Annotated in this window: 21 protein-coding genes and 1 pseudogene; 11 read left to right on the top strand and 11 right to left on the bottom strand. The window is 71.0% G+C overall.

Annotation, left to right across the window (positions count from 1 at the left end; genetic code table 11):
* Window positions 1-41 precede the first annotated feature (41 nt).
* The 5 genes from ACIOEW_RS09185 to ACIOEW_RS09165 are packed head-to-tail and all read left to right on the top strand — an operon-like array spanning window position 42 to window position 6,286.
* A complete protein-coding gene (locus ACIOEW_RS09185) occupies window positions 42-1,400 on the top strand; it encodes an ABC transporter substrate-binding protein (RefSeq protein ID WP_401962803.1) in 1,359 nt (452 codons plus the stop codon).
* A gap of 47 nt (window positions 1,401-1,447) precedes the next feature.
* Window positions 1,448-2,443 (top strand): carbohydrate ABC transporter permease, encoded by a 996-nt coding sequence (locus ACIOEW_RS09180; protein ID WP_401962800.1) that lies wholly within the window; start codon window positions 1,448-1,450, stop codon window positions 2,441-2,443.
* A complete protein-coding gene (locus ACIOEW_RS09175) occupies window positions 2,440-3,315 on the top strand; it encodes a carbohydrate ABC transporter permease (RefSeq protein ID WP_362541524.1) in 876 nt (291 codons plus the stop codon). Before ACIOEW_RS09180 ends, ACIOEW_RS09175 begins: the two co-directional genes overlap by 4 nt.
* A gap of 35 nt (window positions 3,316-3,350) precedes the next feature.
* On the top strand, window positions 3,351-4,388 hold the full coding sequence (locus ACIOEW_RS09170) for a hydroxyacid dehydrogenase (protein ID WP_401962796.1): 1,038 nt from the start codon (window positions 3,351-3,353) through the stop codon (window positions 4,386-4,388).
* Window positions 4,385-6,286, top strand: a complete 1,902-nt coding sequence (locus ACIOEW_RS09165) for a DUF2264 domain-containing protein (RefSeq protein WP_401962794.1) — start codon at window positions 4,385-4,387, stop codon at window positions 6,284-6,286. The genes ACIOEW_RS09170 and ACIOEW_RS09165 overlap by 4 nt, the downstream gene beginning before the upstream one ends.
* Before the next feature lie 44 nt (window positions 6,287-6,330).
* On the opposite strand, the gene ACIOEW_RS09160 is transcribed toward ACIOEW_RS09165, so the two are convergent.
* The 7 genes and pseudogenes from ACIOEW_RS09160 to ACIOEW_RS09130 form a co-directional block, all read right to left on the bottom strand.
* A complete protein-coding gene (locus ACIOEW_RS09160) occupies window positions 6,331-6,963 on the bottom strand; it encodes a lactate utilization protein C (RefSeq protein ID WP_401962793.1) in 633 nt (210 codons plus the stop codon).
* Window positions 6,960-8,501, bottom strand: coding sequence for a LutB/LldF family L-lactate oxidation iron-sulfur protein (locus tag ACIOEW_RS09155; RefSeq protein ID WP_401962790.1), 1,542 nt, complete (start codon window positions 8,499-8,501; stop codon window positions 6,960-6,962). Before ACIOEW_RS09155 ends, ACIOEW_RS09160 begins: the two co-directional genes overlap by 4 nt.
* Window positions 8,498-9,265: a (Fe-S)-binding protein gene (locus ACIOEW_RS09150; protein ID WP_401962787.1), complete on the bottom strand. Its 768-nt coding sequence runs from the start codon at window positions 9,263-9,265 to the stop codon at window positions 8,498-8,500. The genes ACIOEW_RS09155 and ACIOEW_RS09150 overlap by 4 nt, the downstream gene beginning before the upstream one ends.
* A 183-nt stretch (window positions 9,266-9,448) precedes the next feature.
* Window positions 9,449-10,180 carry a FadR/GntR family transcriptional regulator gene (locus tag ACIOEW_RS09145; RefSeq protein WP_401962784.1) on the bottom strand — a complete coding sequence of 244 codons (732 nt, stop codon included), beginning with the start codon at window positions 10,178-10,180 and terminating at the stop codon, window positions 9,449-9,451.
* 117 nt (window positions 10,181-10,297) lie between these two features.
* A pseudogene (locus tag ACIOEW_RS09140) lies at window positions 10,298-10,492 on the bottom strand (LD-carboxypeptidase); the annotation flags it as partial.
* A gap of 94 nt (window positions 10,493-10,586) precedes the next feature.
* Entirely contained in the window at window positions 10,587-10,964 is a 378-nt protein-coding gene (locus ACIOEW_RS09135) for a DUF4440 domain-containing protein (RefSeq protein WP_401962781.1), read from the bottom strand.
* An 89-nt stretch (window positions 10,965-11,053) separates the two neighbouring features.
* The gene (locus ACIOEW_RS09130; RefSeq protein WP_401962778.1) at window positions 11,054-11,833 is read right to left on the bottom strand and encodes a crotonase/enoyl-CoA hydratase family protein; all 780 of its coding nucleotides are present in this window, start codon (window positions 11,831-11,833) and stop codon (window positions 11,054-11,056) included.
* Between the two features lie 302 nt (window positions 11,834-12,135).
* Here ACIOEW_RS09130 and ACIOEW_RS09125 point away from each other — a divergent pair, with 302 nt between their 5' ends.
* Complete coding sequence (locus ACIOEW_RS09125) at window positions 12,136-13,029, top strand: DUF2510 domain-containing protein (protein ID WP_401962776.1); 894 nt, start codon at window positions 12,136-12,138, stop codon at window positions 13,027-13,029.
* A gap of 104 nt (window positions 13,030-13,133) precedes the next feature.
* Entirely contained in the window at window positions 13,134-13,439 is a 306-nt protein-coding gene (locus ACIOEW_RS09120) for a hypothetical protein (RefSeq protein ID WP_401962773.1), read from the top strand.
* On the opposite strand, the gene ACIOEW_RS09115 is transcribed toward ACIOEW_RS09120, so the two are convergent.
* Window positions 13,424-15,136, bottom strand: coding sequence for a hypothetical protein (locus ACIOEW_RS09115; RefSeq protein WP_401962770.1), 1,713 nt, complete (start codon window positions 15,134-15,136; stop codon window positions 13,424-13,426). The two genes, ACIOEW_RS09120 and ACIOEW_RS09115, sit on opposite strands and share 16 nt — an antisense overlap.
* A gap of 510 nt (window positions 15,137-15,646) precedes the next feature.
* Here ACIOEW_RS09115 and fusA point away from each other — a divergent pair.
* Window positions 15,647-17,746: an elongation factor G gene (fusA, locus tag ACIOEW_RS09110; protein WP_401962767.1), complete on the top strand. Its 2,100-nt coding sequence runs from the start codon at window positions 15,647-15,649 to the stop codon at window positions 17,744-17,746.
* 66 nt (window positions 17,747-17,812) lie between these two features.
* On the opposite strand, the gene ACIOEW_RS09105 is transcribed toward fusA, so the two are convergent.
* A complete protein-coding gene (locus ACIOEW_RS09105) occupies window positions 17,813-19,258 on the bottom strand; it encodes a glyceraldehyde-3-phosphate dehydrogenase (RefSeq protein WP_362541562.1) in 1,446 nt (481 codons plus the stop codon).
* Window positions 19,259-19,465: 207 nt separating this feature from the next.
* Between ACIOEW_RS09105 and ACIOEW_RS09100 the strand changes: the two genes are divergently transcribed.
* Window positions 19,466-20,389 (top strand): LLM class F420-dependent oxidoreductase, encoded by a 924-nt coding sequence (locus tag ACIOEW_RS09100; RefSeq protein WP_401962763.1) that lies wholly within the window; start codon window positions 19,466-19,468, stop codon window positions 20,387-20,389.
* Between the two features lie 100 nt (window positions 20,390-20,489).
* Here the strand turns inward: ACIOEW_RS09100 and ACIOEW_RS09095 are convergent, their stop codons facing one another.
* Both ACIOEW_RS09095 and ACIOEW_RS09090 read right to left on the bottom strand, forming a co-directional pair.
* A complete protein-coding gene (locus ACIOEW_RS09095; RefSeq protein ID WP_362541567.1) occupies window positions 20,490-20,870 on the bottom strand; it encodes a hypothetical protein in 381 nt (126 codons plus the stop codon).
* 191 nt (window positions 20,871-21,061) lie between these two features.
* Window positions 21,062-21,520: an ATP-binding protein gene (locus ACIOEW_RS09090; RefSeq protein WP_401962760.1), complete on the bottom strand. Its 459-nt coding sequence runs from the start codon at window positions 21,518-21,520 to the stop codon at window positions 21,062-21,064.
* Window positions 21,521-21,837: 317 nt separating this feature from the next.
* On the opposite strand from ACIOEW_RS09090, the gene ACIOEW_RS09085 reads away from it, so the two are divergent.
* Entirely contained in the window at window positions 21,838-22,704 is an 867-nt protein-coding gene (locus ACIOEW_RS09085) for a helix-turn-helix transcriptional regulator (protein ID WP_362541573.1), read from the top strand.
* Complete coding sequence (locus ACIOEW_RS09080) at window positions 22,701-22,952, top strand: DUF397 domain-containing protein (protein ID WP_362541576.1); 252 nt, start codon at window positions 22,701-22,703, stop codon at window positions 22,950-22,952. The genes ACIOEW_RS09085 and ACIOEW_RS09080 overlap by 4 nt, the downstream gene beginning before the upstream one ends.
* The last annotated feature ends 51 nt before the right edge of the window (window positions 22,953-23,003 follow it).

Here is a 23,003-nt window from a genome sequence, read left to right as displayed (position 1 = left end):
GGATTCCCCGTGTCTTCATTCAGGAGCCGCGGGAGGCGCCCATGCCCGGTCGACACAGCCGTCGATCCGTGCTCGCCACGATGACCGCACTACCGCTGGCGGGCGCGCTGAGCGCCTGCAGCGGTGGCACATCGGGGGCGGACAGCACGAGCAGGACCAGCACCGTCAGCAACAAGGGCCGGAAGGCCACGCACATCACCTTCTGGTCCGCCCTGCGCGGGAGCCAGGAAGTGGTGGACGCGTTCAACCGGACGCACGACACCGTCCAGGTCGACTTCCAGCAGATCCCCACAGGGGGACAGGGCGGATACGCGAAGCTCAGCAACGCCTCCCGGGCCGACAACGCCCCCGACGTCGCGACGATCGAGTACCCCCAGATCCCGGGCTTCGCCATCGACGGAGTCACCCTGGAACTCACGGACCTGATGAGCGACGGCCTACGGGCCAAACTGCTGCCGCAGGCCCTGGGACTGACCACCTTCGAGAAGCGCGTCTTCAGCATCCCGCTCGACGTCGAACCGATGGTGATGCACTACCGCACCGATCTCTTCGAAACGTACGGCATCGAAGTCCCGCGCACCTGGGAAGAGTTCGAGGAGACGGCCCATACCGTGCGGAGCAAGGCGCCCGGCCGGCGGCTGGCGGCCTTCGCCACGGACGGTGCGCCGCAGTTCTCCGGGTTCGCCTGGCAGGCCGGCGCCCAGTGGTTCGACACCCGCGACGGCGCCTGGAACGTCTCGCTCACCGACGAGCCGAGCCGCCGCGTGGCGGCCTACTGGCAGCGGCTGATCGACCAGGACCTGGTCTTCATGACGCCCGTGGACAGCCGCCAGTACGACGCCCAGGTCAGCAACGGCCAGGTGCTGGTCCGGCTCAGCGGTGCCTGGGACGCCGGGGCCCAGATGAACGCCAGGCCCGGCCAGAAGGGCAAGTGGGCCATCGCGCCGCTCCCCCAATGGGACCCGGCCGATGCCACGCTCGGTACCCACGGCGGATCCACCTTCGCGGTCACCAGGAGCAGCAGGCACCCGGAGGCCGCTCTGGAGTTCATCGAGTGGCAGGTCTCGCACCCCGACGCGCTGCGCGCCCGGCTCTCCAGCGGGGCCAGCAGCCAGTACCCGGCCGCCCCCGGCCTCGTAGCCGTCGGCCGCAGGGCCTTCGACCGCAGCTACTACAGCGGCCAGGACATCTACACCCTGTTCGAGCAGGAGGCCCACAAGATCCGGGACGGCTGGACCTGGGGCCCGCGGATGACCGCCACGCTGAAGGTCATGCAGGACGGCTTCGCCCGGGTGAGCGGCGGCCAGGGCTCGCTGCTCGACTCCGTGCGCGCGGCCCAGCAGGGCACCATGCCCGACCTCAGGGCGCTGGGTCTGTCCACCACCGAGCACAGCAGCTGAGCCGCAGCCCGTCCCCCTTCCCTGCAGCAGAGAGGCAGGTGACACCGATGACCAGCCCAGTCACCACACCGGCTTCCGCCCCCGTGAGCGTCCCCGCGGCGGCGCCGGCATCCACCACGTCCCCGCGCACAGCCCCGAAGTCGGCCCGCCGCCGTGAACTCGGCGCCGCCGGCGCCCTGATGACCCCCTTCTTCATTCTTCTGGTGACGGTCTTCCTGATCCCGGTCGCCACCGCCGTCTGGCTCAGCTTCTTCAGCGACGACCAGCCTGGGCTCGGCTTCGGGCCGGAGCGCACGGTCTTCGTCGGACTCCGCAGCTACACCGCCGTACTGACCGACCCGACATTCCTCAGCGGTCTCGGCACCGTCGTCCTGTACTGCGTGATCTACATTCCGGTCATGGTGATCGGCGCACTCGCGCTGGCCCTGCTGCTGGACTCCGGCGTGGTGCGGCTGCGCTCCTGGGCCCAACTGGGGCTCTTCCTGCCGCACGCCGTGCCCGGCATCATCGCCGCCGTCATCTGGCTCTACCTCTACACGCCGGGGCTGAGCCCGGTCGTCGACCTGCTCGGCAAGGCCGACATCACGATCGACTTCCTCGGTGTGCACACGGTGGTGCCGTCGATCGTGAACATCGCCCTGTGGAGCAACCTCGGCTACAACATGGTGGTCTTCTACGCCGCCCTGCAGGCGGTGCCGCGCGAGGTCATCGAGGCATCCGTCGTCGACGGCGCCGGACCGGTCCGCACCGCCCTCCAGATCAAGACGCCTCTGGTGCGCTCCTCGGTCGTGATGGTCGCGATGTTCACTCTGATCTTCGCGCTGCAGCTGTTCACCGAACCGATGCTGCTGAGCCAGGCCACGCCGATGATCAGCTCGCGCTTCTCGCCCAGCATGTACATCTACGACGCCGCGTTCACCCGCAACAACTACGGCCTGGCCGCGGCCGCCTCGGTCGTGCTGCTGGTGTGCACGATCGCGCTCTCGTACGGCGTGACCCGCTGGACCAACCGCTCCAACGCCGCCGAGGAGGACGCCCGATGAGCGCGACCGCTCCCACCCGCACCGCCGCCGTCCTGCGGCCCCGGCTTCTCGGCCGCTCCGTCGTCAACCTGGTCGTCGGCATCTCGGTGCTGTACACCCTGCTGCCGGTGCTGTGGCTGGTCCTCGCCGCGTCCAAGGACCGGGACGCCCTGTTCGGCAGCGACGTGCTGTCGCTCGACCACTTCTCCTTCGCGCAGAACCTCAGGGACCTGTTCGCGATGGACGGCGGTCTGTACACCCGGTGGTACGGCAACAGCCTGCTGTACGCGGTCCTCGGCGCCGGGCTCGGGGCGCTGATCAGCATCGCCTGCGGGTACGCCTTCGACAAGTACCGCTTCGCGCACAAGGAGAAGCTGTTCGGCCTCGTGCTCGCCGCGGTAATGGTGCCGCAGACCGTGCTGGCCCTGCCGCTCTATCTGATGGCGTCGGGCACCGGTCTGGTCAACACGTTCTGGTCGGTCTTCATACCGGTGCTCTTCAATCCGTTCGGTGTGTACCTCGGCCGGATCTTCAGCCAGGGCTACGTACCGAACGAGGTACTGGAAGCGGCCCGGGTGGACGGGGCCGGCGAACTGACCACGTACTTCCGGGTCGCGCTGCGGATGCTCGGCCCCGGTCTGGTCACCGTGTTCCTCTTCCAGCTCACCGCGATCTGGAACAACTTCTTCCTGCCCATGGTCATGCTCTCCGACCAGGACCTCTATCCCGTCAGTCTCGGCCTGTACACGTGGAACAGCGCCGCCACCGTATCGCCCGAGTACTACCCCGTGGTGATCATGGGTTCGCTGCTCGCGGTCCTGCCGTTGATCCTCGCCTTCGCGCTGCTCCAGCGCTTCTGGAAGTCGGGGCTCACCGCGGGCGCCGTGAAGTAGCGGACCGCGCACCCCCCTCCGGAATCAGGAGAAGAATGACCGGCACCATCCCTCTCGCACCCACCGGACGACGGCCTCGCGCCGCCGTCGCCATGCAGCCGGGTACCGCGTCCGCGCTGCTGAACGCCCGGTCGCTGGCCGCGCTGTCACAGGTGTGCGACCTCGCACCACTGCCCGTACTCGACGACTTCACCACCGACCGGGCCCGTGCCGTGCTCGCGGACACGGAACTACTGGTCACCGGCTGGGGTTGTCCGCCCCTCGACGCCGTGGCGCTCGCCTCCGCACCCCGGCTGCGGGCGGTGGTGCACACCGCGGGCAGCGTCCGCGGGCACATCACCGACGCCTGCTGGGAGCGCGGCATCGAGGTGTCGTCGGCCGCGGCCGCCAACGCGCTCCCGGTCGCGGAGTACACCGTCGCGATGATCCTGCTCTCCGGCAAGCGGGTCCTGGAGCGGGCGCATGCCTACCGCTCGGAGCGCCACCGCGACGACTCGCTGACCACCTCGCCCACCCTGGGCAACTACCGCCGGAGCGTGGGCATCCTGTCCGCCTCGCTCATCGGCCGCCGGGTCATCGAGCTCCTGCGCCCCTACGACCTGCGGGTGCTGCTGCACGATCCGTACGTCTCCGACGCCGAGGCAGCCGAGCTCGGCGTCCGGCCGGTCGGACTCGGTGAACTGTTCGCGCAGAGCAATGTGGTGAGCGTCCACACCCCGCTGCTGCCCGCGACACGCGGACTCGTCAGCCGGGACCTGCTCATGTCGATGCGCCCGGACGGCGTGCTCCTCAACACCGCGCGGGGCGCCGTGGTCGACCAGGACGCGCTCGTCGACGTCCTGAGGATGGACCGCATCCGGGCGGTCCTCGACGTCACCGACCCCGACAGGCTGCCGCCCGGCCACCCCCTGTGGGAGTGCGAGAACGCCCTGATCACCCCGCATCTGGCGGGCTCCCAGGGCAATGAGTGGCAGCGGCTCGTCGACCTGGCGGTGGGCGAGGCCGAACGCTGGGCCGCGGGCGACGGATTCGCCCATCCCGTACGACGCGAAAGGCTGGCATTCCTCGCATGACCGATCCGCACCCGAACTCCCCGCTGGAACTCCCCGCCGACGACCGGAGCACGAGCCCGGTCACCGGCTACACCCGCGCGCACTGGGAGGCGGCGGCCGACGGACTGCTCAAGGCCGCCTGGCAGTGGGCCACGCCCGGCAGCGCGCTCCTCGACCTGCCCGGACGCCCGTCCGCGTCCGGGGTCCGTTCCGACGGTCTGGAGGGCTACGCGCGCACGTTCCTCGCCGCCGCGTTCCGGGTCGCGGGCGCGGACGGCAAGGACCCGCACGGCTGGCTCGACCGGTACGCGGACGGGCTCGCGGCCGGTACCCGTACGCCGGGCCGGGACGACGCCGAGTCCTGGCCGCTGATCCTCGACCACACCGTCTTCGGCCAGCCCATGGTGGAGTCCGCCTCGGTCGCGATCGGACTGCGGCTCACCCGGCCGTGGCTGTGGGACCGGCTGGACCCGGCGGTGCAGGACCGCGCCGAGGAGTGGCTGCGCGGCGCTCTGCGCCACACCCCCGCACCGAACAACTGGTACCTGTTCCCCTACTCGGTGGCCGGGTTCCTGGAGTCGGTGGGCCGCGGGGACGCGGAGACGGCTCGTGCCCGAGAGCGGGCACAGGACCTGATGGAGAGCTGGTACCGCGGTCAGGGCTGGTACGCGGACGGCGACGGCCGCGCCTTCGACCACTACAACGGCTGGGCGCTGCACCTCTACCCCGTGCTGGACGCCCACCTCTCCGGCGACGCCGAGCTGACCGCGCTCTACGGGGCGCGGCTGCGCGAGCACCTGGAGGGCTTCGCGCTGCTGTTCGGCGGGGACGGTGCCCCGATCCACTTCGGCCGTTCGCTGGCCTACCGGTTCGCGGCCGGTTCGGCGGTCGGGCTGGGCGCGCTCACCGGGCACACCCCGCTCACGCCGGGCGCCTCGCGCCGGGTGATCAGCGGGTCGCTGCGCTACTTCCTGGACCGTGGCGCGACCGGCACCGACGGCCTGTTGAGCCTGGGCTGGCACGGTCCGCACGAGGCGACGCTCCAGCCCTACTCGGGTCCCGCCTCCCCGTACTGGGCGTCCAAGGCCTTCGTCTCCCTGCTGGCCCCCGCCGACCACCCCCTGTGGACGGCCACCGAGGAGCCGGCACCGAGCGAGGGTCCCGACCGGGTGCTCGCGCTGCCGGCGCCGGGGCTGCTCGTCCAGTCGACGCGGGCGGACGGGATCGTACGGCTGCACAACCACGGCAGCGACCATGTCCGGCCGCACGAGGGCGAGTCGGCGGTGCAGGACGACCCGCTGTACAGCCGTCAGGCGTACTCGACGGTCACCGGTCCCACCGCGTGGGCGAACACGGCCGACAACCACCTGGCCGTGGTCGTCGCCGGGACTCGCAGCGGCCGTCGGGCCATCCGGCCGCTGGGCGCGGGCGGGGGCGACGGCTGGGGCTGGGCGGCGTCCTGGCACCGTCCGGTGTTCGCCGGCAGGGCGCCCATGGTGCCGGGGCTGCGGGTGGAGAGCGTGACGGTGGTCCGCGGCCGGTACGAGCTCCGCGTGCACCGGGTGCTCGGCGCCCCGCACGGCGCCCGGGTGGAGCAGACGGGCTGGGCGACCGGTCCCGAGTCCGCGGTGACTTCCGCGCTGCACGGTCTGCACGGCTGGGAGTCGCGGGACGAGGTGCGCGCCCCGCAGGGCACGGCGTACACACCGTGGGCGGTGCTGCCCCGGCTGGGCGCGGACGCGGAGGGCACGGTGGTCCTGGTGGCGCTGGCGTCGCTGAGCGCGGAACCGGAAGCGGACGCGCTCGACACGGTGGTGAGCGGGGTGAACGTCGACGGGGACACCGTCGAGGTGTGCTGGGCCGATGACTCGGCGACGACCCGGATCGCCTTCGGCCCGGTGACGGTCACGCACGGGTGACGACGCGGACGGGGGTGCGCGGCTGCGTACCCCCGTCGGTCCCCTTACGCGTCCGTGCGGATCACGACGGCGAGGGTGCGCGGCCCGTGCACGCCCTCGACCCGTTCGAGTTCGATGTCCGACGTGGCCGAGGGGCCGCTGATCAGCGTCGTGGGCCGCTCCGGCACCAGCCGGGCCACCGCCTCCGGTACGCCCACCTCCACGGCCGACAGGTCGACGACGCAGACATGGAGGTCGGGCACCAGGGACAGCGCCCGCCGCCCCTGGTCGGGCGAGCCGTCCAGGAAGATCGTGCCGGTCTCGGCACAGCCGGCGGCCGAGGCGGTGACGACCCCGTCGAGGGCGTCCAGTCGCGGGGCTGGGATGTCGGCGGAGTCCTGCTGGACCTCGCCGTCATACACGGTGAGCCACTGCGGGTCGAGGCCGGCGGGCACGCCGATCCGCCCCGCCCCCCGCTCCCGCAGCACCTCGGCGACGACCTCGGCCGTGCGGTCGGCGGTACAGGGGTGGACCTGCGCCTTGTAGTCGACGAGGCGGTCGGTGAACAGCGCCAGGCGCTCCTCGTCGGGGAGGGTGCGCCCGGTGCGGTAGGCGCGCGGGACCGGGGTGTCGGCGGCGGGTGCCAGGGCCAGGGCGTCCCGGACGCGGCCGAGCACCGTTTCGCGAGCGGTCGTCACTTCTCCTCCTCCTGCGGCTGGTTCTGCGCGTACGTGTCGGCGGCGGCCCGCATCGTCGCCGTGCCCTCGGCCGAGGCCAGCCAGGAGCGGAAGGTCTCCTTGGGCGGGGCGGGGGTGTCGCGGCTGTCGCTCCAGCCGTTGAACGGCGGGGGCAGATGCGAGATCTTCCCGTCCCGTCCGGCGAGTACGCGGCCGAGCCCGGAAGCCTTCTGGGCGGCCGTGAACAGCTTCGGGCTCTTCATCACTCCGGCCGCCGCCTTCATGGCGAGCTTCTCGGCCGTGGTGCCGGACTGTTCGGTGTGCTGGTGACGCAGCTCGACCAGCAGCGACGGAATGTCGATCTTGACCGGGCAGGCGTCGAAGCAGGCTCCGCACAGACTGGAGGCGTACGGCAGCGAGCTGTTGGGGTCGTCCTTCGCGGCGTGCATGCCGGCGAGCTGCGGAGTGAGGACGGCGCCGATCGGTCCGGGGTACGTCGATCCGTAGGCGTGGCCGCCGGCGCGTTCGTACACCGGGCAGACGTTGAGACACGCGGAACAGCGGATGCAGTTGAGTGCCTCGCGGCCGATCTTGTCGGCGAGGGCGGCGGTGCGTCCGTTGTCGAGCAGCACCAGGTGGAAGGCCTGCGGTCCGTCGCCGGGGGTGACCCCGGTCCACATCGAGGTGTACGGGTTCATCCGCTCGCCGGTGGAGGAGCGCGGCAGCAGCTGGAGGAAGACCTCCAGGTCCTGGTAGCGCGGCAGCACCTTCTCGATGCCCATGACGGTGATCAGGGTGTCGGGCAGTGTCAGGCACATGCGGCCGTTGCCCTCGGACTCGACGACGGACAGGGTGCCGGTCTCGGCGATGCCGAAGTTGGCTCCGGAGACGGCGACCTTCGTCGTCATGAACTTCTCGCGCAGGTAGGCGCGGGCCGCGGCCGCCAGGTGGGCGGGGACGTTGTCCAGGGACGGGTCCACGCCCGGGATCTCCTTGAGGAAGATCTCCCGGATCTCGTCGCGGTTGCGGTGGATCGCGGGCACCAGGATGTGCGAGGGCTTGTCGTGGGCGAGCTGCACGATGAGCTCGGCGAGGTCCGTCTCGTACGGGGTGATGCCGAGGGATTCGAGGTGCTCGTTGAGGCCGATCTCCTGGGTGGCCATCGACTTGACCTTGATGACCTCCTTGCTGCCGGTCTCCTTGATCAGCCGCGCGACGATCTCGTTGGCCTCACCGCCGTCCCGTGCCCAGTGGACGGTGCCACCGCGCTCGGTGACCTTGCGCTCCAGCTCCTCCAGGAGTTCGGGAAGCCGGTTCATGGTGTCGGTCTTGATGGCCGATCCCGCGTCGCGCAGCTCCTCCCAGTCGGGCAGCTCGCCGGTGACGTTGAGGCGTTTGGCGCGGATGGTGTGGGTGGCCTTGCCGAGGTTGCGGCGCAGCTGTTCGTTGCCCAGGTCGTCATGGGCGGCGGCGGGGAACTTCCGGTCGCCGCGCAGGTTGCCCGTGCCGTACGGGGAGCGGGGCGGGGTCGCCGGCATGCCGAGAAAGGTGCTGCTCATCGGGCGGCCTCCGTCAGGACGTGCGGCGAGGTGCGGGTGGCGGAGAGGATCTGGGCCAGGTGCAGGGTCCTGGTGCCGGACTTGATCCGGGAGAGTCCGCCGCCGATGTGCATCAGACAGGACGAGTCGCCGGCGGTGCACACGGCGGCGTCGGTAGTGGCGATGTGGCGCATCTTGTCCTGGAGCATCGCGGTCGACGTGCCGGCGTTCTTCACGGCGAAGGTGCCGCCGAATCCGCAGCAGGCATCGGCCTCGGGCAGCTCGACGAGATCGATCGAGTCGACGGCCCTCAGCAGCCGCAGCGGTTTGTCGCCGACCCGGAGCATGCGCAGGGAGTGGCAGGTGGGGTGGTATGTGACGCGGTGCGGGAAGTACGCGCCGACGTCGGTGGCGTCCAGCACGTCGACGAGGAACTCCGACAGCTCGTACGTTTTGGCCTTGACCGTGGCGACGCCCGCGCGCAGCGCCGCATCCCCGTACCGTTCGGCGACGATCTCGTGCTGGTGGCGCACCGAACCCGCGCAGGAGCCCGACGGCATGACGACGGCGTCGATGGAGGCGTCACCGAACTGTTCGGCGAAGTTGCGGACCAGAGGGACGGGCTCGCGTTGGTAGCCGGTGTTGACGTGCATCTGGCCGCAGCAGGTCTGCCCCGGCGGGAAGACCACTTCGTGGCCCAGGCGGGCCAGCAGAACCGCCGTGGATTTCACCGCCTCGGGGAAGAGCGTGTCTCCCAGACAGGTGGCGAAGAGTCCGATGCGCATGGGTCTCCCCGATCAGTTCTCTGCATGATCTTCAACGTGCTTTATGGTCCGACCATACTATCCTCCAGCCGAAACGAGAATGCGTGCGACACCGGCGAAGGGGTGACGCCCACCGGTACCCGCGCACACAAAAGCCGTCGCGGCGTCCCTGACAGGGGGCGCGGCGACGGCTCGGTCCGTGATTCAGGCAGTGGTCTTCTCGTCGACCAGCTTTCCGTGCAGCCCCCGGATGTGCGCCTCGACCACATCAGCGGCCCGCGCACCCTCGCCCGCCCGCACCAGGCGGAGCAGTTCGGTGTGATCCGCGTTGAGTGCGGCGGCGGTGGCCGGCCAGTCCTCGGCAGCCTCCAGGGCCCGCAGGATCAGCGGCCGGACCGACTCGCGGACGGCGGAAGTGAGCGTGGAGGTCAGCTCGTTGCCCGAGCTGCGGGCGATCTGGACATGGAAGCGGGTGTCGAGGTCGTTGAACTCGGGCACGTCGACCCCCGGCTCCCCCATCCGCACGAGCAGGGCCTCGGCCTCGTCCAGATCCGCCGCGGACGCGTGCCGCGCGGCGGCCTCGAAGCTGGACCGCTCCAGCGTGACCCGCGCCTCCAGCACGTCCTCCAGGCTGTAGCTGCCGAGGGCGAAGTGGAGCCGCAGCAGCCGCCCCAGCGCGTCGTCGGGGTTGCGGACGATGCGCGCCCCGGCGTCCGGGCCCCGGCCCGGCTGGGCCACCAGGACCCCGATGGTCTCCAGCACCCGCAGCGCCTCGCGCAGGGCCGACCGGCTGACCCCGAGGACCGGGGCGAGCTCCCGCTCGGGCGGCAGCCGGTCACCGGCCTTGAGATCACCTGAGAACACCCGCTGCTCGATGCTCTGGAGCACCAGTTCATGTGTCCGCGACTGCCGTACGGGCTGCCATTCGACGGGCATCCGCCACCCCCTGCCCGGCCGGAGCCGTTCCCTTGCCGACCACTCTTGTCCGAATCTCCCACTATGTCACACACGGCATGTGGTCGGACCAGAAAGTCGGACGGTGGCCGCTCTCCTGGCTCGCTCCTGCGGCGTGGAGCCCATCTTCCGGGTCGCCGGGTACTCCACGGGCTCCAGCCCGAAGTCGTCACGGAGCCGGCGCAGGCCCAGTTCGTACGACAGCGGAAGGATGCCGGGCAGTCCGGACGCGGGGGACGGTACGGCGACGCGGTCGTCGGGCCGGGGCTCGGGGGGATAACGGGATGCCGTCATCCGACGAGCCCGATCAGCCTCCTGCGGACGGCCCATCGGTACTCGCAGGTACTCGCAGGTACTCGCAGGTACTCGCAGGTACTCGCAGGTCAGGCTAGGACGGGGTGATGGGCGTGCCCTGGTGGAAGTACATCCGCCAGCCCGACTCAGACAGCCGCCAGAGTGAACTGCGTCTGACGCGGCGCCCGTTGCCCTCCGAGACGTACGTCAGGTGGACGAGCCCCGGGGCCAGCAGCACTCCGGACATCTCGGTGGCGATGCTCGGGTCGGGGGCGCTCTCGTCGACGGCGGAGGTGACATCCAGGATCGACGTCCTGTCGTAGCGCCGCCCCGAAGCTCCGAACTCGATGAACTCCGGGTCGAGGAGCTCGGTCACCGCGTCGGGCGACGCCCGCACGCCGGGATCGAGGAGCCTCAGTTCTCCCTCGACGGCGGCCCGCACGGACCGTTCCTCCTCGTTGCTTGCGCTCATGCGTGGACCCTAGGCGAAGACACGCGGACAGGCACGGACCCCACCCTCGGCCCGGACCAGCAGGACCCTGCCTTCACCGCCCCACCACCTCAGTCGGTGAAGACGCCGTGCCGGCCGGCCCCGCGGCCGAACCGGTCGGCACCTGACTGCGTCTCCCCCGCCGTCAGCGGCACCAGACCGTGCCGGTACTCCGCGGCCAGCGCGTCCGGCTCACTCAGATCGTGCTGTTCGCGCACGGAGAGCCGGTCGTGGCGCAGACAGAGTTGGGGGAACACGGCGATCTCCCGGGCGAGTTGCTCCGCCGCACTCCGGGACTCGCCCGTGGGGACGAGCCGGTTGACCAGCCCCATGCCGTACGCCTCCTCAGCCGGGACGGGCCGGCCGGTGAGAATCATGTCCATGGCGCGGCTCTCACCGATGAGGCGCGGCAGCCGCACCGTGCCGCCGTCCACCAGCGGCACACCCCATCGCCGGCAGAAGACTCCGAAGACCGCATCCTGTTCGGCGACCCGCAGATCGCACCAGGCGGCCAGCTCCAGACCGCCGGCCACTGCGTGCCCGGCGACCGCGGCGATGACGGGTTTGCCGAGCCGCATCCGGGTGGGCCCCATCGGCCCGTCGCCCTCGGCGGTGACGGTGTTGCCGCGTTCGGTGCCGATCGACTTGAGGTCGGCGCCGGCGCAGAACGTACCGCCCTCACCCCACAGCACGGCCACTGCCGCATCGGGGTCGGCGTCGAACGCACGGAAGGCGTCGGCCAGTTGACGGGCGGTCGGACCGTCAACCGCGTTGCGGGCCGCGGGACGCGAAAGGATCACCGTGAAAACGGGTCCGTCACGCTCGATCCGTACAGCGGGGCTCTCGCTCATCGTTCGCCTTCCCACGAGTGCCGGCCGGGCCCGGCGATGGGCCGTGCGCCCACCGGGCCCCGCCCCTCCGAGAACCGTACGGGAGGGAAGTGGACGCCGTGACCGAAGCACAGGGGCGACGCTCACCACCCGGCACCGGACATGCAGCGACCGGTCCTGCGGCACGGATGGCAACACGACAGCAGAATGCTGATAATCCTGATCACAAGAAGCAGCCCAAACCGACCCACGCCACACATGTCGGACTGTGGGCTGCCACTCGGTTCATAGGATTCTCACGCAGCGCGGTTACGGTTGCTGCCGTGACGCAGACGAGCCCGCCCGGCTGGCATCCAGACCCCGGGTACACAGGATTTGGCCCCATTCAGGAACGCTGGTGGGACGGCACTCAGTGGACCGATCAGCTCCGGGTCCCGCCGGCCACGATCCGCAGCCGCCGGATACGGATCGGCGCCGGCATCACCGCGGCGGTGGTGGTCCTCGCCGCCATCGGCGGCGGCGTGTATCTGCTGTCGGATGATTCCGGCAAGACGGACAACACCGCCACGGCCCCCTCCACCTCGCCTTCCCCGGCCCCCAGCCGGCAGCCCGGCGCACCGGGCGGCAGCGGAGGCAGCGGCGGCGGGGACGAGAGCCCCGGGCAGCAGCTGCCCCAGACCGAGGACGGCTATGCGACGGACATGGCCAGCGGTATCAGCATCCCGGTCCCCGACGGCTGGAAGGGAGAGTCGGGCATGGGCGCCGGCGTGACCACCGGCACGTACACCTGCCCCGGGGACAGCGGGGAGACCTGCGTACGCGGTGGAGTGTTCTCCGCGCCGGCCGCGGCGCTCAAGCTGAGCACCACCACCGCCAAGGCCACGGCCGAGAAGGACATCGCGACCAACGCCGAGCAGAGTTACGGGGGGGAGATCTACGACGGCATCACCTCGCACCAGCAGCTGAAGTCCGAGGCGGTCACGGTGGCCGGCCAGCAGGGCTACCGGGTGCGCTGGAAGGTGGTGACGAAGAACGGCGACGACGGATACGTCGAATCCCTGGCGTTCCCCTCACCGCAGGCCAAGGACATGCTGATCGTCGTCCGCTCCGGGTTCGACATCAACGCAAAGGCACCCGCACTGTCCGTCCTGGACGACATCACCAAGGGCATCAAGGCCGCCTCGGGCACAGGTTCCGGTCCGGGCACCACGGCGTAGGCCGTCAGCACGGGTGGCCGCAGCGGCCCGGGTGAGTACCCGGGCCGCCCGGACTGAGTACGTCGCCCGATCCCGCGCCGGTCCGATGTTGCTGGAATGGGGGCATGGCTCCCGACGCACCGCGCCCCCGCATGCAGCAGATGACCAGCACCGGCACCACGCTGGCCGTCACGCTGGCCCCGCTGGTGATCGGGGTCCTGCTGGCCCGCACCACGATGGCCGTGGACCCGCTGACCCCGGTGAACGCGCTGATCACCCGCACCGGCCACGGGACGGGCGTCTCCCCCGCCGAATGGCGCGGCTGCGGCCGGAGCGCGCTGCGCCGGTGCAGGACCTGGAAGCCACTGGCCCGGCACGGCGCCCGCCGGACCGCAGCCGCGGGCCGCGCCCCGGCTCAGCCGGTCCGATAGACGAAGGAGGGCCACGGTTCACCCGTGGCCCGCCACCACGCCTGCCGCACCCCTTCCGGATCCCGGTCGCGCGCCCGGGCGAAGGCGCTGACGCACGCCGCGTGGACATCGGTCAGCGTGGTACGCCCGGTGAGCTCCTTCATGCGGCGCAGGGCCTCCACCGCCGCGTCGGCACGACCGGCGTCGAGGTGGCCGTCGGCCGCGGCCCTCAGGGCCTTGGCAAGCCAGGACTGTGCGGCGGCGAGCCCTGCCTCGTGCGGTCCCGGGTTGCCTGCCGCCATGAGCTCCCGCAGGAGCGTCTCCGCCTCCTCGAAGCAGGCCGCGGCGCCTTCGTCGTCCTCCGCCCGGTACCGGGCCCGGCCGAGGATCCGTAGCCGGTCGGTGACCGCTGACCGCTGCACTTCCCCGCCGGACTCGGCAAGGCGGCGGGTGATCGACAGCGCCTCGCCCGCTGCGGCCACTGCGCCGTCGAATGCGTCCGTCACACGCAACCGGATGCTGAGATTGGCCAGTGTCCGGGCCAGCTCCGTTTCGTACAGAAGCGGATCGCGCCTGACGGCGCGGCGGTAGAGCTCCACGCAGCGTTCGGTGGCGGCCGCGGCCGCGTGGCCCTCACCTTCGCGGGCGTGACAGTGGGCCAGCGAGTCGAGGGCAACGGCGAGCCCGGGTTCGTGAGCATCCGGAGCGGTGACGGCCAACCGCTCACCGATGACTACGAGTTCCTCGCACACAGCCCGCTCCTCGGCGTGCGCGTCCAGCCGGTCGAGGTGGTGAGCCAGGCACTCCAGGGCAAGGACGAGCAGGGACTCATCCACTGCCGGGTCGCTGCCGTGCAATGCCCGGCAACGTGCCACGGCCTCCTCGGCCGTGGCACGGGCCCTCGGAAGGTCCCCGGTGGCACCGAGGCACCATGCCAGCTCGATGAGCAACCCGGCACGCAGCAAGCGGGCTTCCGGGTGGAACCTCGCAGCGAAAGGGGCGATGCGCTCCCCGGCGCCGTCGCCCACCTCGACCCCTTCCCCGAAACGGCCGAGTACGCGCAGACCGCCGGTCAGTTCGGCCAGCACCCTGGACTCGAGCAGGACCAGCCGGGCCTGCTGCCACAGGGGCAGCGACCGCAGCAGTTCGGCGCACTCGAAGTAGACCGTGACGGATTCGGCTGTGCGCCCGGCCCGGCCGAGAACCCATGCCTGCGCACGCAGGGCGGCGGCCGTGCTGCCCAAGTGCCGGTCGGCTCGCCGGGGCACCGCGGACCGGTAGACGGCCACGCTGTGACGGGCGGCCACGAGAGCCTCGTCGGGCCGACCCAGCCAGGCCAGCGCCAAGGTCCGCATCAGGTGGGAGAACGCGTCCTGGCTCGAGGAGGCGTGGCTGTCCGGGATCGAAATCGAACCCTCGGCCGCGGCGAGCGCCTCCTCGTATCTGCTTGCCTGGATCAGCAGTTGGGCCTGGAGTACGAGCGAACGGGCGAGCAGGCCCGGAGCACCGGGCCGTGCGCGAACCACAGCGGCCCGGCCCACGGAAACGGCCTCCTCACTCCATACGAGCCGGCGCTCCAGCGGCTTCGGCCGCACGAGCGTCCAGCGGGGCGAGGAACACCGGAGCAGTGCGACGGCGAGCAGCCCGCCGCCCGGTCGGCGCCCGTCCCGGCCGGCGGCCGCCCGCAGCAACGGCAACAGCATCCGGACAGCTCCCATGCGCTCCCCTTCGGAACCCGTCGGTGGTAGCTCCCCTTCGGAACCCGTCAGTGATAGAGGTGACTGCCGGAAGCGCCGCATGGTTGCGCGTGAGGCGGTACGAATCCGTCACCGGTCCGCCCCAGCGTTGCCACGGCGGGAAAACCGCTTCCCCCACGCTCATCCGGTTCTCTAGACTCGCCACGAAATCGCGCGCCGGCACTCCGAAGCGGCACGCGCACCGTGACCATCGAGGGGAGACCTGCCGTGCGCTACCGCACCGCTGTCGTCGTTCCCCTGTCGCGGTACGAGGTGATCCTGGTGTCTACCTGCGCCCGGCGCCGGCTGCGCGGCCGGCCCCGGACACCCGTGACGACCACCTGAGCCCTGTCCGCTTCTTGACGGACAGTCGACACGATGGCGCGCCCCTGCGCGCCGCGGTCGACGACAGGAGCTCCGCGGCCCCGTGAACGGCCGCTTCGTCCGGGCATCGCGCCGTCTTCTTCCGGATCACCCGAAAGGCCACGGACCGTGCGTACCGAACTTCACCGTCAACTCGCCAGCGCTCTCACCGACGTTCGCAATCTGGGCATCCTCGCCCACGTCGACGCCGGCAAGACCACCGTCACCGAGCGGATCCTCTACGCCACCGGCACCACCCACAAGCGCGGCGAGGTCCACGACGGGACGACCATCACCGACTTCGACTCCCAGGAACGCGACCGCGGCATCACCATCTTCGCCGCTGCCGTGAGCTGCACCTGGGCGGGCCACCGGATCAATCTGATCGACACTCCGGGGCACGTCGACTTCGCCGACGAGGTCGAGCGTTCGCTGCGGGTGCTGGACGGCGCGATCGCGGTCTTCGACGCGGTCGCCGGCGTGGAGCCGCAGAGCGAGTCGGTGTGGCGCCAGGCCGACCGGCACGCGGTGCCGCGTATCGCCTTCGTCAACAAGCTCGACCGGGCCGGCGCCGACCTGGACACGGCGGTCGCGTCGATCCGGGAGCGGCTGCACACGATCCCGCTCGTGGTCCAGCTGCCGATCGGCCGGGAGGAACAGTTCGGCGGAGTGGTCGATCTGCTGCGCATGCGGGCGCTCGTCTGGGCCGACGGCCGCGACACGTACGAGGAGGGGGAGGTCCCCGATGAGCTGCGGGAGGAGGCACGGCGGCGCCGACGGCTGCTGGAGGAGAAGGTGGCGGAGCTCCATCCGGCCGCGCTGGAGGAGTTCTGTGCACGGTCGGAACTCTCGGAGCAGACGCTGTCCGGGGCGCTGCGCGATCTGACCCGTACCGGTGAGGGTGTCGTGGTGCTCTGCGGTTCGGCCTACCGCAACCGCGGTGTCGAGCCGCTGCTGGAGGCCGTCGTGGCCTACCTGCCCTCCCCGCTGGACGTGCCGCCCGTGCGCGGCACGCTCGGCGACGCGGTGCAGGAGCGGGCCGCCGATCCGGCGGCGCCGTTCGCCGCGCTCGCGTTCAAGGTCAACGCGACGGCGACGGGCCGGCTGACCTATCTCCGTGTGTACTCGGGAACCGTCAGGAAGGGGGAAACGGTGCTGGACGTCGGCGCCCGCCGCAGCGAACGCATCAGCCGGATCCTGCGGGTCCAGGCGGACCGGCATGTCGACGTCGACGCGGCGGTGGCCGGGGACATCGTCGCGGTCATCGGCCCCAAGGCGGCCCGGGCCGGCGCCACCCTGTGCGCACCGGACGCCCCACTGGTCCTCGAACCGCCGACGGTGGCCGATCCGGTCGTCTCGGTCGCGGTCGAGGCCCGGCGGAGCACCGACACGGAGCGGCTGATGGCGGCGCTCGTGCGACTGGTCGAGGAGGATCCGTCGCTCGCGGTACGGACGGACTCCGAGACGGGCCAGACGGTGCTCTCGGGCATGGGCGAGCTGCATCTGGAGGTGGCGGTGGAGAAGGTCCGCCGCGCCCATGGCCTGGACGTCCGGGTCGGCCGGCCGCAGGTCGCCTACCGGGAGACGGTCGCCCGCGGCGTGTCCGGCCTGGTCTACCGGCACGTCAAACAGGACGGCGGGGCAGGGCAGTTCGCCCATGTGGTCATCGACGTCGAGCCGTGGGAGGACACCGAAGGTGACGAGGGTCCGGGCGCGGTGGAGTTCGTGTTCCGCTCGGCCGTCGTCGGCGGAAGGGTTCCGCAGGAGTACGTCCGGGCGGTCGAGGCCGGCTGCCGGGACGCGCTGGTGGAGGGTCCGATCGGCGGGCACCCGGTGACCGGGGTGCGGGTGACGCTGACCGATGGCGCCACTCACCCGAAGGACTCCTCGGAGATGGCGTTCCGCACCGCCGGACGGTTCGCGCTGCGTGAAGCGCTGCGTGCCAGTGCGATGGTGCTGCTGGAACCGGTCGTCGAACTCACGGCGACCGTGCCCGACGACGCCGTCGGCGGGGTGCTCGGCGATCTGGCCGCGCGGCGCGGCCGGGTGTCCGGCTCCACGGCACGGGCCGGTGCGGCGGTGATCACGGCGACTGTGCCGCTGGCCGAGCTGTTCGGCTACGCGACGCGGCTGCGCAGCCGGACGCAGGGCCGGGGGACGTTCACCACCCGGGCCACCGGCTACGCACCGGCACCCGCAGCGGTGTCCGGCGCGACGTCTGTGCGCTAGCGCACAGGGCCGGTCCCACCCGTCAGCGGGTGGGACCGGCCCCTGCGGCTTCCGACAGCTGCCGGATCAGTGAACCGGCACGGGGTACGTCGGGTACTCCACCCCGGACACGTGCTGCACGACCCGGATGACCTGGCAGGAGTAGCCGAACTCGTTGTCGTACCAGAGGTAGAGGATCGCGTTGTCGCCGTCGACCTGGGTGGGGCCCGCGTCGACGATGGAGGCGTGGCGCGAGCCGATGAAGTCGCTCGACACGGCGTCGGGAGCGGTCGTGAAGTCGATCTGCCGCTTGAGCGGCGAGGTCAGCGACACGTCGCGGAGGTAGTCCAGGACCTCCTCGCGCGTGGTCTCGCGGCCGAGCTTCAGGCTGAGAATGGCGATCGAGACGTCCGGCACGGGCACGCGGATGGAGCTGCCCGTGATCGTCGCCCCCAGGTCGGGAAGCGCCTTGGCGACGGCGGAGGCGGCACCGGTCTCGGTGATCACCATGTTGAGCGGCGCGGAGCGGCCTCGACGGTCGGAGCTGTGGTAATTGTCCAGCAGGTTCTGGTCGTTGGTGAACGAGTGGATGGTCTCCACGTGCCCACGCAGGACGCCGTACTCGTCGGCCATCGCCTTCAGCGGCGGGACGATCGCATTGGTGGTGCAGGAGGCGCAGGAGATGATCTGCTCGTCCGACTTGATCATGTCGTGGTTGACGCCGTGCACGACGTTGAGGACGTCGCCCTTGCCCGGCGCGGTCAGGACGACCTTGGCGACACCGGGGCGCAGGTGGTTCGAGAGGCCTTCACGGTCGCGCCACCTGCCGGTGTTGTCGATCAGGATGGCGTCGTTGATGCCGTACTCCGTGTAGTCCACCGAGGCCGGGTCGTCGGAGTAGATCATCTGGATCTCGTTGCCATTGGCGATGATCTTGTTGTTCGCCTCGTCGACGGTGATCGTGCCCTGGAACTGGCCGTGGATGGAGTCGCGCCGCAACAGCGAGGCGCGCTTGACGATGTCCTGGCCGGCCCCCTTGCGGACGACGATGGCGCGCAGCCGCAGACCGTTGCCGGAACCGGCCTTCTCGATGAGCAGCCGGGCCAGCAGCCGGCCGATGCGGCCGAAGCCGTACAGCACGACATCGCGCGACTCGCGACGCTCGATCTTGTTGACCCCCGTGGCGCCGGCGACGGCACCGGCGGTGAACTCCGCCTCGGAAAGGCCGCGGTCATCGGTCTTGTACGTCGCGGCGAGCATGCCGATGTCGATCTGGGAGGGGCCGAGATCGAGCGTGGTGAGGGCCTGAAGGAACGGCAGAGTCTCGGTGACCGAGAGCTCCTCGCCGTCGATCTGCCGGGCGAATCGGTGGGTCTTGAGGATGCTCACCACCGACTTGTTCACCAGGGAGCGGCTGTGCAGGAGGACGGTGACGTCCCTCTCGCGGTGCAGCTTCCCGATGATCGGGATCATCGACTCCGCGATCTCCTCGCGGTGCATCCAGTTGGTGAACGAGTCGTCATTGACAGTCACAGGTTTATCTTTCGAGCTAGGGGGCGCTCATATGCTAACCCGTCGCTCTTTTGATCATTCAAACGGTGCCGCCCGATGGTCACGGAGGGGCCCGGAGATACGCGGGCATGGCCGCGCCGTCGGGGGCCGAACGGGTTCATGCAGCGGACACGAAGCCTTCATGAAGAGGTCGGAATGCGCAGCTGACTCCCCCTGGTTTTCCCTGACATGACTGTAGGAGTAGCACTCAGCGCGACCGGATCAGACAACCAGATCGATGCCACCGTGCACCTCGCCCGGGAGGCCGCGGCCGCGGGGCTGCGGTCCGCCTGGTTCGGGCAGACCTTCGGCGCCGACTCCCCGCAGCTGGCGGCGATCGTCGGGCGCGAGGTCCCGGAGCTGCAGGTGGGAACGTCCGCGATCCCCGTCTTCGGGCGCCACCCGCTGATCGTCTCCAGCCAGGCCCAGACGGCGCAGGCGGCCACGCACGGCCGCTACCACCTCGGGCTCGCCCTCGGCACGAAGCCGCTGACCGAGGAGGCCTTCGGCATCCCCTACGAGCGGCCCATCGCCCGCCTGCGCGAGTTCCTCACCGCGCTGCGACAGCTCACCGAGACGGGCGGCGCCGACTTCCACGGCGAGCTCCTCACCGCGACCACCCCGCTCCCCGCACGTGTCCCCGGGGCCGAGGGCGGCATCCCCCTGCTCGTGGCAGCGATGGGCCCGCAGGCCCTCCGGGTCAGCGGGGAGCTGGCGGACGGGATCCTGCCCTACCTCGCGGGGCCCCGGGCCCTGGCCGACCACATCGTCCCGGCGGTCACCGCCGCCGCCGAGGCCGCGGGCCGCCCCGCGCCTCGGATCGTGGCCCTGGTGCACGGCGTCGTCACCGGCGACCCCGACTCCGCGCGCGAGACGGCCACCGAGCAGCTCGCGTTCTACGAGCAGTTCCCGTCGTACGCGCGGGTCATTGGGCTCTCGGGCGCCGCACGGGCCGGTGACGTGGCCGTGATCGGCGACGAGAAGGCCGTCGCCGCCGAGGTTCAGCGCTACCGGGACGCCGGGGCGACCGAGGTGGTGTTCTCCGGGACGGACCTGGCAGGGGAGGCCGACCGTCGCCGCACGTGGGAACTGCTCGGGGAGCTGGCGGGCTGAACGGGCGGGCCCGGGGGCGAATGCCCCCGGGCATCGGGGCGGGCGCCACCCGTCGTGGCGCCCGGATCCCGGACGGCCGGTCGGCTGCGGTGGAGCGGGATCACCCGGCCTCGCGGCCCCTTGAGGACAAGGGCGCCCAGGTGTAGCGCACGCGGACGCCCTGGTCGTGGAGCCAGGCAGCCTCACGGTGCCGGAGTTCGCGCGCGGACTCCGGGGCGATGGCGCTGGGCCAGCGGACGAGTACCGCGGTGACGTGGCCCGTCTGTGCCAGCTGCCTCACACGCCGCCACCCTCTGCGCCGGGCCGGGTCGGGCTCACCGTACGTGTCGGTGACGACCTCGGCGATCGTCAGTCCGCGCTCCCGGGCGAACGCGCGGCCTTCCGCCTGCGCACGCTGCGTGGCTTCCCCCGGCGCCCGCGGGGCACGGTCGGCGCATACGTACAGCACGACGGGAGAAGCGGTTTCACCGTGGGGAGTCATGGGCGCCCTCTGCAGACGGGTCGAGGAGGAGGGGTACCGCCCCGCGAGGGGGATGCCGCGGGGCCACGCGGTCGCTGCCGATCGACGGGGCAAGTGGCCCGCTTCCCGGTCGGACGGTCCGGGCCACGCTCCATCCGGGCCGTCGCTGCCGGGACCGGCACCGCGTGCGGCGTCGTCCGGTTCCCACGGTGTCAGGGGTGGGCCGTCAACTCCGCCCAGACGACCTTGCCTTCGGCCCGCGTCGAGCGTGCGGAGCCCCAGCTGTCCGCGAGTTGCCGAACGAGCAGGAGCCCTCGCCCGCTCTCTTCGTCGGGGCCGACGTGGCGCTCGGACGGGCGGACCGGGGTGGCGCCCTCGTCGTGCAGTTCGATGCGCAGGCGCCGCTCGTCGCCGGTCAGCGTGAGGCCGCACAGGACATGGCTGCTGGCGGTGTGGAGCACAGCGTTCGTGGTCAGCTCGGAGACCAGCAGCACCGCGTCGCAGCAGGTGTCGCCGGGCAACTGCCAAGCACGGAGCCGGTCGCGCACGGTGTCGCGGGCGGATTTCGCGCTGGTACGCAGAGCGGGCAGGCCGAACCAGTACTCCCGGCGCGGCGCGGCCTGCCTTAAGGCAGGGGTCGAAGCCGGGACCGAGGGCGTGGACAGTGTCACGGATGTCGCCTTCCAGCGCCTTCCGGAGGCGGGGCGCGGTGGGGGGATGCGGAACTGCGGATCGAACGGTGAGAGGCGCACGCCGAGGCGAGCGCCCGGCAGTGGGGTGCCGACGACGGCATCGATATCACGCGCCCTCTCCGGACCGGATCCTGCGTCATTCCTGTGACTTGGCCGCTCACACGTCCACTATGCGCGTGACAGACCTCATGCTGCAACCGACTCCCTGATAATTTCAGCAACCGGGGTATCACCCTGGCGTCAACATCAAATCGCTGCAAGAATGCCGCTGTTGACGGTTCACCAGGAGGTTGGGCGTGAGCGAAGCCCGTTCCAGCGCGAGCGCGCCGACAGTCCTGCGCATGATCCTCGGCCGTCGGCTGCAGGAAATGCGGCTCGCCGCGGGTGCCTCGCTGGAGGACGCGGCAAAGGCTCTGCGCATGACGACCCTGACGATCCGCCGGCTGGAAAAGGCCGAGGTCGCGCTGAAGCCTCTCTACGCGGAGAAGCTCCTGGAGACCTTCGGCGCGGACCGCCAGGAGATCGACGAGTTCGTCGAGCTGGCCGAACAGGCCAACAAGCCCGGCTGGTGGCACTCCTATCGCGATGCCGTCCCCAGCTGGTTCACGGCCTACGTCAGCCTGGAGTCCGGCGCCAAGACCCTCCGCACGTACGAGCCCCAGTACGTCACCGGGCTTCTGCAGACCCCCGACTACGCGCACGCCGTGCTGCGGGGCGGGTTGCCGAACGGCAGCGACGAGGAGCTCGCACGCCGCGTGGAGCTGCGGCTGCGCCGCCAGAGCCTGCTGGAGGGGGACGACGCCCCCACATTGTGGGTGGTCATGGAGGAAGCCGTACTGCACCGGGTGGTGGGCGGCCCCGACGTGATGCGGGAGCAGGTCGAGCGACTCCTGGACGTCTCCGAGCTCGCGCACGTCAGCCTCGACATCGTGCCGTTCACCGCGGGCGCGCATGTCGGAGCGTGTGCCCCGTTCACATACTTCCGGTTCGAGGAACCCGAACTTCCCGACATCGTCTACAGCGAACTCCTGTCCGCCTCGGTCTACCTGGACCAGCGCGCGGACGTCGTCTCCCATCTCGAGGCACACACCCGCATGGCGCTGCTGACGTCGTCCGCGGCCAGCACGGCGCTCTTGAACCGCATGCGCAAGGAGTACTCATGACGGTCACCGACGAGGGCATCTACAACGGCATGCCGGCCCACCATCTCGGGGAACACGGCTGGGAGCGTCCCTGGAGCGGTCCGAACGGCGGTCAGTGCGTCGAGGCGAAGCAACTGGCCGACGGCCGCGTTGCCGTACGCCAGTCCACCGACCCGGCCGGGCCGGCGCTGATCTACACGCCGGAGGAGATCGCCGCGTTCGTCCGCGGGGTCAAAGAGGGCCTCGCCGATCACTTGGCCGCCGGGTGACCCGGCGGTGAGCAGAAGGGACGACGACACCGGTCCCGTCCCTGGCCTGCG

The sequence above is a fragment of the Streptomyces sp. NPDC087901 genome (genome assembly GCF_044742205.1).
Classification (GTDB): Bacteria; Actinomycetota; Actinomycetes; order Streptomycetales; family Streptomycetaceae; genus Streptomyces.
The sequence above is the reverse complement of the archived record's forward strand: the minus strand, read 5'-3'. Positions and strand labels throughout refer to the sequence as shown.

Bases quoted from the DNA above. Each gene is read 5' to 3' on its own strand.
- ACIOEW_RS09150 (WP_401962787.1), bottom strand. From the start codon at position 9,265: ATGCGCATCGGACTCTTCGCCACCTGTCTGGGAGACACGCTCTTCCCC.
- ACIOEW_RS09170 (WP_401962796.1), top strand. From the start codon at position 3,351: ATGACCGGCACCATCCCTCTCGCACCCACCGGACGACGGCCTCGCGCC.
- ACIOEW_RS09130 (WP_401962778.1), bottom strand. From the start codon at position 11,833: ATGAGCGAGAGCCCCGCTGTACGGATCGAGCGTGACGGACCCGTTTTC.
- ACIOEW_RS09120 (WP_401962773.1), top strand. From the start codon at position 13,134: ATGGCTCCCGACGCACCGCGCCCCCGCATGCAGCAGATGACCAGCACC.
- ACIOEW_RS09185 (WP_401962803.1), top strand. From the start codon at position 42: ATGCCCGGTCGACACAGCCGTCGATCCGTGCTCGCCACGATGACCGCA.
- ACIOEW_RS09135 (WP_401962781.1), bottom strand. From the start codon at position 10,964: ATGAGCGCAAGCAACGAGGAGGAACGGTCCGTGCGGGCCGCCGTCGAG.
- ACIOEW_RS09175 (WP_362541524.1), top strand. From the start codon at position 2,440: ATGAGCGCGACCGCTCCCACCCGCACCGCCGCCGTCCTGCGGCCCCGG.
- ACIOEW_RS09155 (WP_401962790.1), bottom strand. From the start codon at position 8,501: ATGAGCAGCACCTTTCTCGGCATGCCGGCGACCCCGCCCCGCTCCCCG.
- ACIOEW_RS09100 (WP_401962763.1), top strand. From the start codon at position 19,466: ATGACTGTAGGAGTAGCACTCAGCGCGACCGGATCAGACAACCAGATC.
- ACIOEW_RS09165 (WP_401962794.1), top strand. From the start codon at position 4,385: ATGACCGATCCGCACCCGAACTCCCCGCTGGAACTCCCCGCCGACGAC.
- ACIOEW_RS09180 (WP_401962800.1), top strand. From the start codon at position 1,448: ATGACCAGCCCAGTCACCACACCGGCTTCCGCCCCCGTGAGCGTCCCC.
- ACIOEW_RS09115 (WP_401962770.1), bottom strand. From the start codon at position 15,136: ATGGGAGCTGTCCGGATGCTGTTGCCGTTGCTGCGGGCGGCCGCCGGC.
- ACIOEW_RS09095 (WP_362541567.1), bottom strand. From the start codon at position 20,870: ATGACTCCCCACGGTGAAACCGCTTCTCCCGTCGTGCTGTACGTATGC.
- ACIOEW_RS09145 (WP_401962784.1), bottom strand. From the start codon at position 10,180: ATGCCCGTCGAATGGCAGCCCGTACGGCAGTCGCGGACACATGAACTG.
- ACIOEW_RS09080 (WP_362541576.1), top strand. From the start codon at position 22,701: ATGACGGTCACCGACGAGGGCATCTACAACGGCATGCCGGCCCACCAT.